This is a genomic window from Methanoregula sp., assembly GCF_041645475.1.
Taxonomy (GTDB): domain Archaea; phylum Halobacteriota; class Methanomicrobia; order Methanomicrobiales; family Methanospirillaceae; genus Methanoregula.
Genome location: NZ_JBAZQA010000002.1, coordinates 74,504 through 89,128, shown reverse-complemented (window position 1 = coordinate 89,128; position 14,625 = coordinate 74,504). Strand labels below are relative to the sequence as shown.

Annotated in this window: 13 protein-coding genes; 5 read left to right on the top strand and 8 right to left on the bottom strand. The window is 55.5% G+C overall.

The features are described from left to right. Positions 1-47 precede the first annotated feature (47 nt). A complete protein-coding gene (gene uvrB / locus WC598_RS02315; RefSeq protein WP_372959852.1) occupies positions 48-1,976 on the top strand; it encodes an excinuclease ABC subunit UvrB in 1,929 nt (642 codons plus the stop codon). A 410-nt stretch (positions 1,977-2,386) separates the two neighbouring features. Here uvrB and WC598_RS02310 read toward each other — a convergent pair whose 3' ends face one another. After that, the gene (locus WC598_RS02310; protein WP_372959851.1) at positions 2,387-4,969 is read right to left on the bottom strand and encodes a DNA-directed DNA polymerase; all 2,583 of its coding nucleotides are present in this window, start codon (positions 4,967-4,969) and stop codon (positions 2,387-2,389) included. A gap of 37 nt (positions 4,970-5,006) precedes the next feature. Further along, positions 5,007-5,873: a malate dehydrogenase gene (locus WC598_RS02305; protein WP_372959850.1), complete on the bottom strand. Its 867-nt coding sequence runs from the start codon at positions 5,871-5,873 to the stop codon at positions 5,007-5,009. 140 nt (positions 5,874-6,013) lie between these two features. Between WC598_RS02305 and WC598_RS02300 the strand changes: the two genes are divergently transcribed. Both WC598_RS02300 and WC598_RS02295 read left to right on the top strand, forming a co-directional pair. Next, positions 6,014-6,901, top strand: coding sequence for a dihydroorotate dehydrogenase (locus tag WC598_RS02300; protein WP_372959849.1), 888 nt, complete (start codon positions 6,014-6,016; stop codon positions 6,899-6,901). Continuing rightward, positions 6,894-7,658 (top strand): dihydroorotate dehydrogenase electron transfer subunit, encoded by a 765-nt coding sequence (locus WC598_RS02295; protein WP_372959848.1) that lies wholly within the window; start codon positions 6,894-6,896, stop codon positions 7,656-7,658. Before WC598_RS02300 ends, WC598_RS02295 begins: the two co-directional genes overlap by 8 nt. A 57-nt stretch (positions 7,659-7,715) precedes the next feature. Here the strand turns inward: WC598_RS02295 and WC598_RS02290 are convergent, their stop codons facing one another. The 6 genes from WC598_RS02290 to WC598_RS02265 all read right to left on the bottom strand — a co-directional run bounded on the left by WC598_RS02290 (position 7,716) and on the right by WC598_RS02265 (position 13,793). Further along, entirely contained in the window at positions 7,716-9,194 is a 1,479-nt protein-coding gene (locus tag WC598_RS02290; protein WP_372959847.1) for a sensor histidine kinase, read from the bottom strand. Continuing rightward, entirely contained in the window at positions 9,191-10,033 is an 843-nt protein-coding gene (locus WC598_RS02285) for a PAS domain S-box protein (RefSeq protein WP_372959846.1), read from the bottom strand. The genes WC598_RS02290 and WC598_RS02285 overlap by 4 nt, the downstream gene beginning before the upstream one ends. Positions 10,034-10,173: 140 nt before the next feature. Continuing rightward, complete coding sequence (locus WC598_RS02280; protein ID WP_372959845.1) at positions 10,174-10,797, bottom strand: molybdenum cofactor guanylyltransferase; 624 nt, start codon at positions 10,795-10,797, stop codon at positions 10,174-10,176. A 79-nt stretch (positions 10,798-10,876) separates the two neighbouring features. After that, positions 10,877-11,341, bottom strand: a complete 465-nt coding sequence (locus tag WC598_RS02275) for a methylated-DNA--[protein]-cysteine S-methyltransferase (protein ID WP_372959844.1) — start codon at positions 11,339-11,341, stop codon at positions 10,877-10,879. Continuing rightward, a complete protein-coding gene (locus tag WC598_RS02270; protein WP_372959843.1) occupies positions 11,332-13,338 on the bottom strand; it encodes an ATP-dependent DNA helicase in 2,007 nt (668 codons plus the stop codon). The genes WC598_RS02275 and WC598_RS02270 overlap by 10 nt, the downstream gene beginning before the upstream one ends. Positions 13,339-13,412: 74 nt before the next feature. Further along, positions 13,413-13,793 carry a hypothetical protein gene (locus WC598_RS02265; protein ID WP_372959842.1) on the bottom strand — a complete coding sequence of 127 codons (381 nt, stop codon included), beginning with the start codon at positions 13,791-13,793 and terminating at the stop codon, positions 13,413-13,415. A 202-nt stretch (positions 13,794-13,995) separates the two neighbouring features. Here WC598_RS02265 and WC598_RS02260 point away from each other — a divergent pair, with 202 nt between their 5' ends. Together WC598_RS02260 and WC598_RS02255 are read left to right on the top strand one after the other, a co-directional pair. Beyond that, positions 13,996-14,229: an antitoxin VapB family protein gene (locus WC598_RS02260; RefSeq protein ID WP_372959841.1), complete on the top strand. Its 234-nt coding sequence runs from the start codon at positions 13,996-13,998 to the stop codon at positions 14,227-14,229. A 5-nt stretch (positions 14,230-14,234) separates the two neighbouring features. Further along, entirely contained in the window at positions 14,235-14,603 is a 369-nt protein-coding gene (locus WC598_RS02255; RefSeq protein ID WP_372960075.1) for a type II toxin-antitoxin system VapC family toxin, read from the top strand. Positions 14,604-14,625: the final 22 nt, after the last annotated feature.

The window sequence follows — 14,625 nt, the reverse complement described above, 5'->3', positions numbered from 1 at the left end:
CCTCATCCCCATTCCTTTTAATATCACAATCCGAGATCCTAAGCACCGTGACAGACTTCCAGCTCGTCTCAACCTTTGCGCCGGCCGGCTCCCAGCCGGAAGCCATTAAGGAGCTGACCGAAGGTCTTGAGAGAAACGAGCAGTACCAGACCCTGCTTGGCGTCACCGGCTCCGGCAAGACGTTCACGATGGCAAACGTGATCGCGGCCGCAAACCGGCCAACCCTTGTCCTTGCGCACAACAAGACGCTTGCCGCCCAGCTCTATTCGGAGTTCTGCGACTTCTTCCCAAACAACCGCGTCGAGTACTTCGTCTCCTACTACGACTACTACCAGCCCGAGTCCTACATCCCGGCAAAGGACCAGTACATCGAGAAAGATTCGGCCATCAACCCCAAGATCGAGATGCTCCGTCTCTCGGCCACCGCTTCGCTCTCGACCCGCCGCGATGTGATCGTGGTTGCCTCGGTCTCCTGCATCTACGGTCTTGGCAACCCGGAGAATTTCCGGAACATGGGGTTCGAGCTTGCAGTAGGCCAGAAGATCTCAAGAACCGAGATCATGAGCCGGCTCCTCGACATCCTCTTCCAGCGAAACGATCTCGAGCTGATGCCCGGGCGGTTCCGGGTCAAGGGCGACACCATCGATATCATACCCGGTTACTTCAACGACATCATCCGGATCGAGCTGTTCGGAAACGAGATCGAGCGTATCAGCGAAGTGGACAAAAACACCGGCAACCGGAAAGAGCAGCTGAAATATTTCTATGTCTATCCGGCCCGGCACTTTGTCACGCCCGAGGGCGCCCGGGCCGCTGCCATAGACTCGATCCAGCAGGAACTCACCGAAGTTTTGCCAACACTCGGGATGATGGAAGCGTACCGGCTCGAACAGCGGACCCGGTACGACATCGAGATGGTGAGGGAGACCGGCTCCTGCAAGGGCATCGAGAACTACTCCCGGCATTTCGATGGCAGGAAAGAGGGCGAGAAGCCCTACTGCCTGCTCGACTATTTCCCGGACGATTTTCTGCTGATCATCGATGAGAGCCACCAGATGATCCCCCAGCTCCACGGCATGTACAACGGCGACCGCTCGCGCAAGAAATCCTTAATCGACTACGGCTTCCGGCTCCCGAGCGCGTACGACAACCGGCCCCTGAAGTTCCACGAGTTCGAGCAGTACATGAGCTCGGTGGTCTTTGTCTCGGCAACCCCGGGAGAGTACGAGCTCAAAAAGTCCAGAAAAGCCGTTGAACAGATCATCCGCCCAACCGGTCTTATCGACCCCGAAGTTGAAGTGCGGCCCATCGAAGGCCAGACGGACGATGTTATCCGGGAAGTACAAAAGACGATTGCCCGGGGCGACCGTGTCCTCATCACCACACTGACCAAGAAACTTGCCGAGGAGCTCTCCGAGTTCCTTGCCGACCGGAAGATCAAGACCCGCTACCTCCACTCGGATATCAAGACGCTCGAACGGAGCGAGATCATCCGCGAACTCCGGCTCGGCAAGTTCGATGTCCTTGTCGGGATCAACCTGCTCCGGGAAGGGCTCGATATCCCCGAAGTCGGTTTCATCGGGATCCTGGATGCCGACAAGGAAGGCTTCCTCCGGGATACCAAGAGCTTGATCCAGATCATTGGCCGGGCAGCCCGGAACGTGAACTCGAAAGTTGTCCTCTATGCCGACGTGATGACCGATTCGATGAAGCGGGCGATAGCCGAGACGAAACGGCGGCGCACCCTCCAGGTGGCGTTCAACACCGAGAACAACATCGTCCCGCAGACCATCATCAAGCCGGTCAAGGAGAAGGAAGTCGAGATAACCGACATCCGCCATATCCCGAAGACCGAGATCCCCAATGTGGTGATCAGCCTGGAAAAAGAGATGTATGATGCTGCCGAGCGGCTCGATTTCGAGCGGGCGATTGCGGTCCGGGAACAGATCCGGCAGCTGCATGCAAGGCTCGGGTAGGGTGAATTCGCTCCTAATGAAAATTTTGGTTTTTACGAAACTGCAAATTTTTTCACAAGCTCGCAACTAATTTCAGGTTTTACCAATGTGTGATATACCTGTGAGAGTGACCCCCTCGCTCCCCCAGAGGGGGAGGCTGCCCAAGGGGAGTGTCCCCTTGACCCCCCACAATTATACGAACAATCTACGGGGGAGTCAACCGACAACGTAACGAAAACATCTCCATGGTAATTCCCTTTTTTTGATGTTGGCAGGAAATCGAAGCGCCGCGGGGGCGCCCCGTCGGGGGCGGCGCAATCTATCGCAACCGGGGGGTATGGGGGCATCAGCCCCCATCGAACTATTAAGAATTAATGCAATAATTGGAAGTTCCTCAAAAAAAGAAAATCACCGGATTATTTCCGCTCACTTCATGATCCCCATTGATCGAAAGTTGTTCCCGTTGTAATCTTTTTACTTGGATCTAAAAGTTCATTCCAATCCCATCCAAGAGCTTCGATAATACGGGAAAGTGGTTGTTGTAATGTTTTTTCCAGCATCAAATCTAAATCAACGTGAAATTCTTTTGGAACCTGATCACTATATTCAAAACAGATCACATTAGTATGAGGATATTTTGTGTCAGAAATTCCTGAACTGTCAATATTTTTTATATATACGCGTTTAGGCTTGCTACCTTTACCAAATTTAGTTCCGAGGTGTTCATTTGAATATTTCGCACCGCGAATATGGGCATCATCTATGTCATAATCATTGAGATCCTTCCCAATTCCACCGGGTATACCAATCACATCCAGGGAATATTGATTTGTTTTATATTTTTTCACTTCATCTATCAGGTATTTCCGGATCTCTTCTTTCCCCTTTCCTTCAAGGATCATCACCATCAGCTGCTGCTGAACAGTTTTCGTGATCTGAGGGGTGTCACTACGTCGGATCTCAAAACCCACAATGTCGGTCTCATGAACGTCCTTTCCCTCTTTCCAGACGAGTGAGCCTGCGTATCTTTTCTTTTTCCCTGCCTGAAAGAACCTGGCATAGATCTTTTCGAATTTGATGGAGAAGAAATGAACATCCGCATTCAGTTCATTTTTTGCAAATTCTGCATAACTTTCATTTAGGCGTTTTTCGATTTGTCTGGCAAGTGCGATGGTCTGCTCCTTGTCGAGATCTTTTGGGAGCAACTGGACCATGCAGGAATCCGTATCCCCATAAATGACCTTGTAACCCTGTTGCTCGATCACGCGTCGGGTGTGCTCAATAATCGCACGTCCAACCGAAGTCGCCGCAGAACCAATCTCCCGATCGAATAACCGGAACCGAGGGTACCCGCTTACACCGTAGTAGGTGTTCATGATGACCTTAAGCACATTCTGCTGCATATCGTAGAGAACGTACTGAGGTGAGCCAAATTCGAACGTGTTGCGGAGGGCCTTTTTCTCATCCCTCTCCTTGAGCAGATCTGAAATGATACTCCGAGTCAACCCATCCGGCTGTTTTCGGAACCGGATCCCGTTCGGAGCATGGAGCTCGCCGTTCGGATCCTTCGTCTCCATTGAGGCATTGATCGTCATCATCGCCATCGGGTACAGGGACTTAAGATCAAGTACTACGACGTTCTCCCGGACGCCCCTGCTCGGCTCAAAGACGGTCGCTCCTTCAAACTCTTCTGCATTAACAAACCCTTTTGAGGGCAGAACATATTTGCCAAATGCTTTCCGAAGGACAAAAACGTCAACTATGTTTGATGAGTTAAGGGTCTTGTCCAAGGGGCAGCCTACGTAACGAGCAATCTCCCGGTAAAATTCTATAATGTTATCCTTATTGTTGATCTTGACACAGAGCTCAACATCCTTGAAATTATACTCCACGAGCAGAGCCGGTTGATTTCTCCAGAGATCAGAGATCGTTCCGGTGTAACGCACTTTTTGCTCGCCAACTTCCTCAAGGGCGACCGCATCGAGCCGGTACGACTCCTTCTGACTCAAGTGCATCTTTTTGTATGCACTGAGGAGATCGAAGAGCGCTCGACCCCGGAGTGCGCTGCGGTCTGACCATCCGGTGAGTCGGGCGAGTTGAGAGGGCTGGAGTTTGAGAGCCTCCATCCGGTCATTGATGTAACGCATATCGAATTCAGTGAAGTTCCAACCCGAGAGAACGTCCGGGTCTCGTTCGGTAATGTACGCGACAAATGCTTTGAGCATGTCAACTTCGGTTTCGTAGGCACAGGTTGTGTGTCTGCCTTTCTGAAAACACCCGTTCACAAGTCCGCCGATATCCTGCTGTTCCATAATCGAGGGGGGAATTCCACCTTTGAACAGCAGGAACGTAACATAATCTTTCTTGAATGAATCGAACGCGGTGATACAGATGATCGCATCCCGCTGAGGATCCGGAAATCCTCGTTCGTCTTCACATTCGATATCAATAATACAAGATCGGGCAGGTGCATCTACTTCGGCGGGAACGAGATCATTATAGTCTACGATAATATCTGGAGCCGACCCCTCATCGGTCCGCACATTGTCCGTGACACGGGGCTTATCTGGATAATCCACTACCGCCGGGCTAAGATCCTTGTTTTCCGTAATTGCGGACGATACGGACATCCCTCCGGTGAGCCCACAATCGATCATGAACCGTGTGGCAAACGGAATGTCGGCTTCAAAATGCCGGAACAGGTTCCGCACTTCACGGACATCTGTAGGTTGATTTGTATAGAGCCTTCGGAGCGGCTCGTTCTGAATTGAGCGGTATATGGTATCGGGCTCAAGTTTTGCATTATACGGTATTTGTTTCGAGTCCGCCTCATCAGCAGGAATGTAGAAATATGGTTTGAACCCGGTAACATCGATCCTGATGGCCTTCCCCTTGTTATTGCGTCCGAAGACATGGATGACCGGACAGTCCGGTAATACTTTACTATATTCTACCTGGTTGATGGCGATGGAGATACTGTCGGGTGACTGCCCCGGAGTACTGGGTGCGTTCATACAATTTTCTAAAGTCAATTGTGCCTGCGATCCCATATCAGGAAACCGCCCGGGTGGAGAGTTCGCGTGCGAACGATCCGGCTTCGTCCATCTTCCGGCGTTCCCAGGGATCGAGATTCCATTCTTCTATCGCATGAATCCCGTCCCGCCCGATCCGGGCCGGGACACCGAGCGAACAGCCGGTAATGCCGAACTCGCCCTCAAGCACTGCCGAACAGATTGCGAGATCCCGCGTGTCTGAGAGGACCATCCGTACAAGGTGCGCGAGGTGGAGGGTCGGGCCGAAGACCGTGCCTCCCTTGCCCTTGATGACTTCCATGCTGGCGCCCCGGAGCTCCGCGAGGATCTCGTTCCGTTTCTCCTCGTCAACCGGCTCGTCCAGCCGGGAGAAGGCCGGGACCTGGTGTTCGCCATGCTCCCCGAGAACGAACGGGAAGCCGCTGATGTTCCGGTTCCGGAGCGCGAGGCCGAACCGGGCACTGTCGAGCTGGCCGCCAAACCCGATGCAGCGCTCCCGTGCCATGCCCGTTTTTTTGCAGAGATAAAAATTGTTGATGTCCATGGGGTTTGTTACCGTTATGAGAATTCCTTCAAACCCCTTCAGGAGCGCCGTGCAGTCCTTTACTGCCGGGAGATTTGCTTCAAGGAGATCGGCCCGCGTTTTTACGGAAGGGTTGCGCGGGAGTCCCGCAGAAAGGATGCAGATGTCCGCATCCTTCACCTCGTTTTTATCCGTGCTGATGGCCATGTCAAGGCCGGTGTGTTCGATATCGAGCACCTGGGCTTTGAGCAGGTCCGGGGCACTGTCATACAGGATCAGTTCGTCGACAATACCGAGCGATGCCGCCAGGTAAGCAACCCCGCCGCCAATCCTGCCCACTCCCACAACTGCAAGGCGCGCCATCTGGTACCAATATGGGTATGCAGAGAATAATTAAGTGACTCCCGTGATCAGGAGCGGGTTCGTAATTCCGGTTTTTCCCGGGCTTCATGAATCCCCGGAAAGATGCTCTTTATAATAAATTAACGACCATTTTCTGATCAATGGTTACTCTCAAGCCGGGTCCGGTAACTGCCGGTGGCGTTGCACTTGACAACCACCTCGTCCTCGCAGCCGGGATCCTGGGAACAACGGGGGCATCGCTCTCGCGGATGCTGCTGCTCGGGGCCGGGGGCGTGGTCACCAAGTCGATAGGACCGGTGGCAAAGGAGGGGCATGCCGGCCCCTGCCTTGTGGTGCTGGAAGACGGGCTCATGAACGCGATGGGCCTTCCCAACCCGTCGAAGGATTTCGTGGAAGAACTGACCGGGCTTGCAAAAAAGCCGGTCGTGGTCAGCATCTTTGGCGGAAACCCGGAAGAATTTGCTGAAGTGGCCGGATGGTTTTCCGGAAAGGCTTCGGGTTTCGAGCTCAACCTCTCCTGCCCGCACGCGGAAGGGTATGGTGCGGCAATCGGGAGCGACCCGGCTCTTGTCGAAGCCTGCACCCGGGCGGTCAGCAAATCCGCAATCCCAACCTGGGTGAAGCTGACCCCGAATGTAACCGACATCACGGCCATCGGGAAAGCCGCCGAGAACGGCGGGGCGAGTGCGATCGTTGCCATCAACACCGTAAAAGCAATGCGGATCTCGACCGGCCTGCGCAGGCCGATGCTGGGACACGGGTACGGCGGGCTCTCGGGGCCGGCCATCTTCCCGGTTGCGGTGCGGTGCGTGTATGAACTGTATGAATCGGTGAAGATCCCCATCATAGGCTGCGGGGGAGTTGCATCTGCGGATAATGTCATCGAGATGATGATGGCCGGCGCAGCGGCAGTTGAGATCGGCAGCGCTGTTTACGGGGATGTCAGCGTGTTTGATGCCATTAAAAAAGACCTGTATGCGAAGAACGGGATCGAAGCCGGAGAGATTGTGGGGTGTGCCCATGGCTGATGCCCTGTCCGTTCCCGTGACCATTATCCGGGTGAAGAAAGAGACGGCGCAGATCCGGACGTTTATGTTCGACACCCCGTTCACCTTCAGACCCGGGCAGTTCGTGATGGTCTGGGTGCCGGGTGTGGACGAGATTCCGATGGCCCTCTCCTCCGAGAACAGCATCACGGTCCAGAACGTGGGGGATGCAACGGGTGCACTCTTCAATCTCGGCCCGGGGGACAAACTCGGGATCCGGGGCCCGTTCGGGAACGGCTTTTCAAAGGGAGAGAAGGTGCTCGCCATTGCCGGCGGCGTGGGAGCCGCCCCGCTGCTCCCGCTGGCCCGGGCCGACTGCGTGATGACGATGCTCCTTGGGGCCCGGAGCGAGAGCGAACTCCTGTTTGTGGACCAGCTCGACGAATGCACGGACGTGATCATTGCAACGGACGACGGATCGCTGGGGCACCACGGGTTTGTCACGGCACTCATGGACGACCTCAACCTTGCGGCCTATGACCGGTTTGCGGTCTGCGGGCCGGAGGTCATGATGCGGGCCGTGCTCGCCAAAGTCACCGAGAAAGGGCTTGCCCACAAGACCGAGTTCTCGCTCCACCGGTACATGAAATGCGGTGTCGGGGTCTGCGGCTCGTGCTGCACGGACCCGTCCGGTCTCCGCGTCTGCCGGGATGGCCCGGTCTTCTCAGGCGACCTGCTCCAGAAGAGCGAGTTCGGGCACTACATGCGAGACGCAAGCGGCAGGAAAAAGAACCTGTAACTCCCGTATGTTTTTTTTGGAAGAAACAAAAAAGAGAAGTTTATAAAACCTTTTTTTTTAAAAACTGCCGGTATCCGGTACAAAGTTGTCAGCAGCAAAACGGAACTCCCCTGCGGGGATATGGATCTCGAACCGGACACCCTTCTGCGGCTCGCCGGTCTCTTTTATCGAAAGACCCGTGATGCTTAAGATCTCATGGGCGAGGAACATCCCGTACCCGGTATTCCGGTAATATTCCCGCTTGAAGATCTTGTCCTTGGCATTTGCAGGTACACCAATACCATCATCTTCGTACACGATCGTAATCCCGTCCGTTTCTTCATGGAAGGAGAACCGGCAGGAGGTAACCTTCTCCCCGTGCCGGAGGGAGTTGTCCACCAGGTTGAAGAAGACTTTCTCAAGCAGGTAATCTGCGTAGATCTCCAGCCTGCCGAGATCGTTCTTCACCGTGACCGGGCCCAGGTCAAGATTGACGATCGCACTGTTGACGGTCGAGCCCACGTGCTGCCATAAGGGGGCATTTGCCCCGATACTCTGGTAATCCTTGGTGAACCGGATCTGTGCCTGGATAAGTTCGGTGAGCTGGCCTATCTTCTGGAGATGATCGAGCACCTGGGGATCGGTTGTGGTCTCCTCTGCAAGCGAGAGGTACATGACAATGGCGGTTATCTGGTTGAGGATATCGTGGCGGGTGATCGATGAGAGGGTGTTGAGTTTCCGGTTGGAGAGCTGGATGGCGGCCTCGAACCGCTTGCGTTCCTGTATCTCCACCTTGAGGACATCGTTTGCCCGGAGCAGTTCGTCCGTCCGCTCCCGGACCCGCTGCTCGAGATCGTCCTTTGCTTTCTGGATCACCCGCTCGGCAAGTTTCCGGTCGGTGATGTCAATGGCCGAACAGATAACCAGATTATTCGGCGAGAGGGATGCGGAGACGAGGAAATGGCGGACGATTGCGTCCCGTGTCTGGAACCGGAGCTCGGTATCCCCGGTCTTTGCCCGGGACCGGATCTCGTTGATGAATGTCTCCCGGTCATAAGCGTTTGGAAAAATTACCGCCAGGTCCATGTCAATGAGATCGTCTTTCCCGTATTTCAGCATACGGGCGCACTTGCTGTTGAGTTCGCGGATGCGCCCTGTTGTGAGATCGAAGGTGAAGATCCCCGCCTGCGAGTTCTCGAAGATGCCCCGGTATTTCCTCTCTTCTGCCCGGAGACCTTCAGCAAAGGATGACGTGACTACCCCGATAGTGACAAAGATCACGAACCACGCAGTCGAGACCGCGATAACGGCCGGGTTGAAGTTGCTGAAGAAGTAGACGAGCAGCAGGTAGACCGTGCTCATGAGAAGGGAGAAGAGCACGCCCCAGCGGGGATACTGGTACACAAAGAGGATGATGGGCAAAAAATACAGGAACGGGTATACTTCGTAGATGTTGTGGGTTAAGGAGAATACGGTTGAATAGATCGCAAAGAACGTTGTTGCAAGGATGATGACGGTCCAGAACGCCTGGCGTTTTACGGAAGGAGTAACGTTCATCTGCGTTCCACCTCCTCGTCGTCAGGGTTCATGAGCCCGGATAACATTTTCTGTTCGGCTCTCCGGCGCTCAAGGATCTCTGCCCGCAGTTTCTCGTTGATCTCTTCCAGATGCGCCGTGCGGGCCCTGACCTGTTCTTCCAGGTCATCGAGCGTCTTTCTGATCTCTTCGTCAACAATCTTGCCGCCGGTAATATCTATGGCAGAACAGAGCGCCCGGTTCGGTAACACCAGGACCGCCGAGATGATGAGCCGGATAACGGTCCCGTCTTTTGCCCGGAAGAGTCCTTCCGTCTCGGTGTTCCGGGGATCTTTTTTCAGCCGGTCAATGAACCCTTCACGCTCGCCCGCATCGGACCAGATAAGGGCAAGGCTTGTTCCGAGCAGTTCCGTGCGCTCGTACCGGAGCCACTGGGCACATTTGGCATTAACCTCGAGCACCTGCTCGGACCTGATATCAAAACAGAAGATACCGTCCTGCGAGTTATTGAGGATCTGGTGAATCCGGGCCTTCTCGGCCTGGAGTTTGGTTGCATAGGACGAGGCAACCACGCCAATGGTCATAAAGATGGCAAACCAGGCAGTTGAAATGGCGATGATCGCAGGGTCCGTGAAATTAAACAGGTATACGAGACTGATGTAGGTCAGGCTGATGACCAGGGAGAAGATCACGCCACGGTTCGGGTAAAAATAGACAACAAGGATGATGGGGAGGATATACAAAAACGGGAAGATCTCGAAGATCCCGCGGGTGAGCGAGAAGACCGTGGTGATAACTGCACCAATGGACGCCGCAGCGATGATGAACAGCTGCAGTGAGTCTTCATTCTCGTTTTTCAAGGTATCATCACCCGTTCTCCTGCCGAAAGGAGAAACCCGGTACCGCTCTTCTGCGAATGGATCAGTACAATAGTAGTCCGTGATCCTATTACATATAATTTATACAGAATCCTGTTTTTTATAAAAGAGCCGGTTCCGGGTTATTCCGGGACATTCTGCCCGTTTGCCGGGCGGGCATTGATAGTTTCGAGATCTTCGAGCTTGTTGATGTTGGTGAACGTGCGAAGGTTTGGATCGAACTGACGGAGTTCGTCCACGGGAACATAGCGGGTGTTGATGCTGCGGATCATCGGGCGCAGGGAATAGGATTCATGGTTTTTTAGGTACTCAAGGAGTACCGATCGGCGGTACACTGCGTGGAGCGGTTCGATCATGTCATAGTTCCAGCTGGGTATTGACGCATCATAGGACCCTATGGAGTCAAAGAGGTACCGGACAACGCTGCTTTCGACACAGGGCATGTCGCAGGCAGATACGAAGAGATAATCACCGGTTGCCGCCATAGCGCCGGCATGGAGCCCGCCAATCGGCCCGATACCGGTCCGGAGGTCGTTGATGCAGCGGACGGCACGCGTGCCGTTGAGGGTATGGAACCGCTTGCACTGTTCCGGATCGCGGGCAACAAGGATGATCTCGTCCACGACCGGGCTGAGTGAATCGATCAGGCGCTCGATGAAGGTCCTGCCCTCGTACACGAAGAAGTACTTCTCCTGCCCGTTTGCGCGTCTTGCCTCTCCGCCCACGAGAATAACTGCCGATCTCACCCGCTCACCTGGTCGTATCCGGACACGGGCAGGATCTGCATCCGACCGTACCCTGACCGTGTCAACACCCGCTCTCCGATTATATAGATCTTTTTTTGCAAAGTATTTTATGAAGACCTTTTTGTTCCAGGGCCAGGAGCGCTTCCTTGATCTCGATTGCGGGGGAGAAACCGCCTATTCCCCGGGCTGCAACGATCCGGTGGCAGGGGATGACGAGCGGCGTAGGGTTGCGGGCCATGGCCTGCCCGACAACGCGGGCTCCGGTGCCGGCAAGTGCGGCAATCTCACCGTAACTTGCGGTCCGGCCGTACGGAACGTTGCGGACGTTTGCGTAAATCCGGTTGTAGGTTCCTTCATAGTGGAGCGGAACTGCGTCAAGCCGGGTCAGGTCCACTGGAAGGCCGGCGCAGTACTGCCGGACCGGTTCCGGAACCGTGCCCTGTATGCCTTCGCGGGAGAACCGGACCTGGTGGATCGTACTCCCGCACCAGTGGACGTGGACATGCCAGAGCCCGAGCCGGCAGGACCCGCTCCTCATTTCCATGAACCGATCACGTCCCGGTATTTCGCAATATCGCACTCGATCATCTCTTCCTGCATCCAGCCGGGCAGGGCACCTCTCACCCGCTTTTCCAGGAACCGTTTCTCGGCAAGGACAAGGACGCCGCGATCTTCGGGGGTCCGAAGAACCCTCCCGAGGGCCTGGAGCGAGCGGTTGATGGCCGGCAGCGTGTAGCAGATGAACTCGCCCTCTTCGCCGAACTTGTGTCGGAAATAGTCGATCATCATCCTGCGCACCCGGTTGAACGGGGCGAGCGGGAGGCCGACAACCATTGCCCCGTTCAGCATCTCGCCCCGGTAGTCGAGACCTTCACTCCATTTCCCCCCGCAGACCGCAAACATGACGCCCGATTCGCCCCGGTCCGGCAGCGAGAGGAAATGGGAGAGCGCAGCTCCGGCCTCCGCGGCATCCCGCGATTCTATGAAGATCTTCCGGTTGCGGATATGCGGGACGGCGAGGTTTGCGTACGATTCCAGGATCTGGTAACTGGGAAAATAGACTGCCCGGTTCCCTTTGAGCGCGGAGAAGGCCCGGATATAGTCCGTGATCCGGGTCGTGTTCTCCTTGTTCTGCCGCATCGAGTACGCGGTTGTGATATCGCTCGCGCACGTCACGAGCCGGTTCTCTTTGGGAAATGCGTTGGGGAGGGAGAGGGCGGTGACCGGTGCATTGCCGAAATAGTAGCGCCGGAAACTCTCGACCGGCGAGAGGGTTCCCGAGATGAGGATGCAGCAGGCATGCGAGCCGCAGACGTCCGAGAGGGCTGCGGCGGGATCGATGTTCCTTACTTCGAGCGTGATGCCGCTCTCGTCTTTCCGGTACACGGTCAGGAAGGCCGGGTCGGTTGAGGAGTTGGCCAGCCGGACCATGAAGACGGTCAGCCGTTCTATGGCGGTTTCGCGGTACTCGCCGGATTTGAGGTTCTTCTCCCGGATCGTTTCCGAGAGCCCCATGAGATCGTCAACGATCTCGTCCATCTGTTTGTAGAGGGACTCCCGCAGGATCATCCGCCCGAAGATAGCGGGATCGAACCAGTCCTCACTTTCCATGGAGTTGGTAAGGCCCCGGATGAACTCCGTGAGCCGGGGCAGCACGTGCTGGACTGCCTCTGCCCCTTTGTGGCGCTTCCTCATGCCGGAGAGTTCGCGGGAGGCCTGTTCAAGGTCCCGCTCTTCCAGAGTGACGCTCTCGATGCCGGTGATGACGTCGCCGCAGTTGTGGGCTTCGTCGATGAGGAGGAGGACGTCCTGCGGCTCCACCCCGAGATTTGCGTAGAGCTGCTCGCGGATGTCCCGGTTGAAGAGGTGGTGGTAGTTGAGGATCACGACGTCCGTGTTCCGGGCTGCCTGCATCATCAGCTCGTAGGGGCAGATGTCGGCACAGAACTCCGCAAGCTCGCGGGGCGGGACAGGATTTGCTATCACCCGGTCGGCTTTTGTGCGGAGGGCGGTCGAGGGCACCATCTTGACGCCGACAGTCTCGGCCGGCACGAACATCTTGCTGTGAATATAGTAGGGGCAGAGGATCGGGTGTTCCTTGTCCATGAGCCGGATCTGCTGGATGATGAACGGGTCTTTTCCCGGTGTAAGGGCTCCCTTGTCCGCCCGGTCCCGCATGAGCGAGTTCGAGTACGCCTTGACGCCTTCGCACCTCCGGTAAATGTCCCCTTCGCCGCCAAGCGGGCACATGCTCCCTTTCCCGACAAGGTACACGGTTTTTATCTGCGGCTGTTTTTTCTTGACAAGATCGAGTTCGCGGATGAACGTTGTGAGCTGGCTGACGGTCCGGACCGCTATTACGATCTTCCGCTTTCTCCGCTCAGCGAGGAGCGAGGCAACAACGCTCGACTTCCCGGAGCCGGTCGGGGCATCGATCATCGCTATCCCGCCATCCCTTGCAACCTGGGCTGCGACTTCGAGCATGTGGCGCTGGCCCGGGCGGTAACCGGAGTAGGGAAAGAAGGTGTCGATGCTGTCCATTGGGTACCTTGTTGGCGCTCGTGGGTTTTATGGGTGTGGGGATGCGGGGCGAAGGTGCCAGCCGCAGAGACGGTCTACTGCCAGTCGCGGTACGAAGAGATACCGAGCATCAGCGCCCCGAAGATCACAAGGCCGAGGAGGATCCCGTCCTCGTCCGTGAACGCCCGGGACAGGGCAAGACCCAGGTACCAGGATATCGCGAGCGCCACAACCAGGAGGAACAACCCTAAAAAGACCTCGGAGAGGACCTGCGACCTGGCCACCGGAAGGGAAAACGGCGCCCTCCAGCCCCGGCGGGAGGCTGCAAGATAGAGGAGGAGGAAGAGGGCAGAAAGGAAGGTGATGGCCATGCCATACCGTCCTGCAAATGGCTGAACCAGAAGGGTGCAGAGCACTGAGACAACGACAGAGCCAACGGCCAGGAGGATATCCGGAACCAATGACGGGCGTACCATGCATGGAAATGGGGATGGGAGCTGATGAAGGTTCGGGCCGGGACCGCCGACCCCCCACTCTTGAAAAAGACCGGAACGGGTCAGCCGCAGTATCTGCGGAATGTCCGTTTATCCCCATGGCAGCCCGCCCCCACGGGGAAGTTCCGGGAAATAAACCGGGGTGCCGAAAAAAGTATAACTGTGTATACACAATGAATCTTTCATGGTGACCAAGACCATCAACATCCGGGAATCCGCATATCACGCTCTCAAGGCACAGAAACGTGCAGGGGAGAGTTATTCCGATGTGATACTCCGCGTCACCGGTGGCGAGGAAAAAAGTGTCTGCGCTTTTTTACAGACAATCGATCCTGCGGTCCGCAGTGAGATTGCAGAATCCGTGACAACTGCGAAATCAAAGCTCGATCGTGTCAGGCCACGGAAGGTATCGCTTTGACTCTTGTGGATACCTGTTTTCTCATCGATCTCATGAAAGGGGATCCGGATGCCGAGGGGATTATAAAAACCCACAAATCCTTAAAAACCACCTCGGTCAGCAGCGCAGAATTCCTTTATGGGGCAAAGAAAAGCGGGAAAAAGAACGTGTATGATGTTTCGGAAAAATTTCTCAGGTTTTTCCCGGTTGTCCCGTTCGATGCGGAATCTGCGGTCATTTATGCCGAAGTTGCCTCCACGCTCTCCGGAAGCGGGCGGCATATCTCAACCTTTGATGAACTTATTGCGGCAATTGCGCTCCGCCACGATGAACCGCTGGTAACCAGGGACCGGCATTTTTCAGCAATTGACGGCCTCGAACTGATCTCTTACTGAGAATCATCGGGAAAACCGGAAA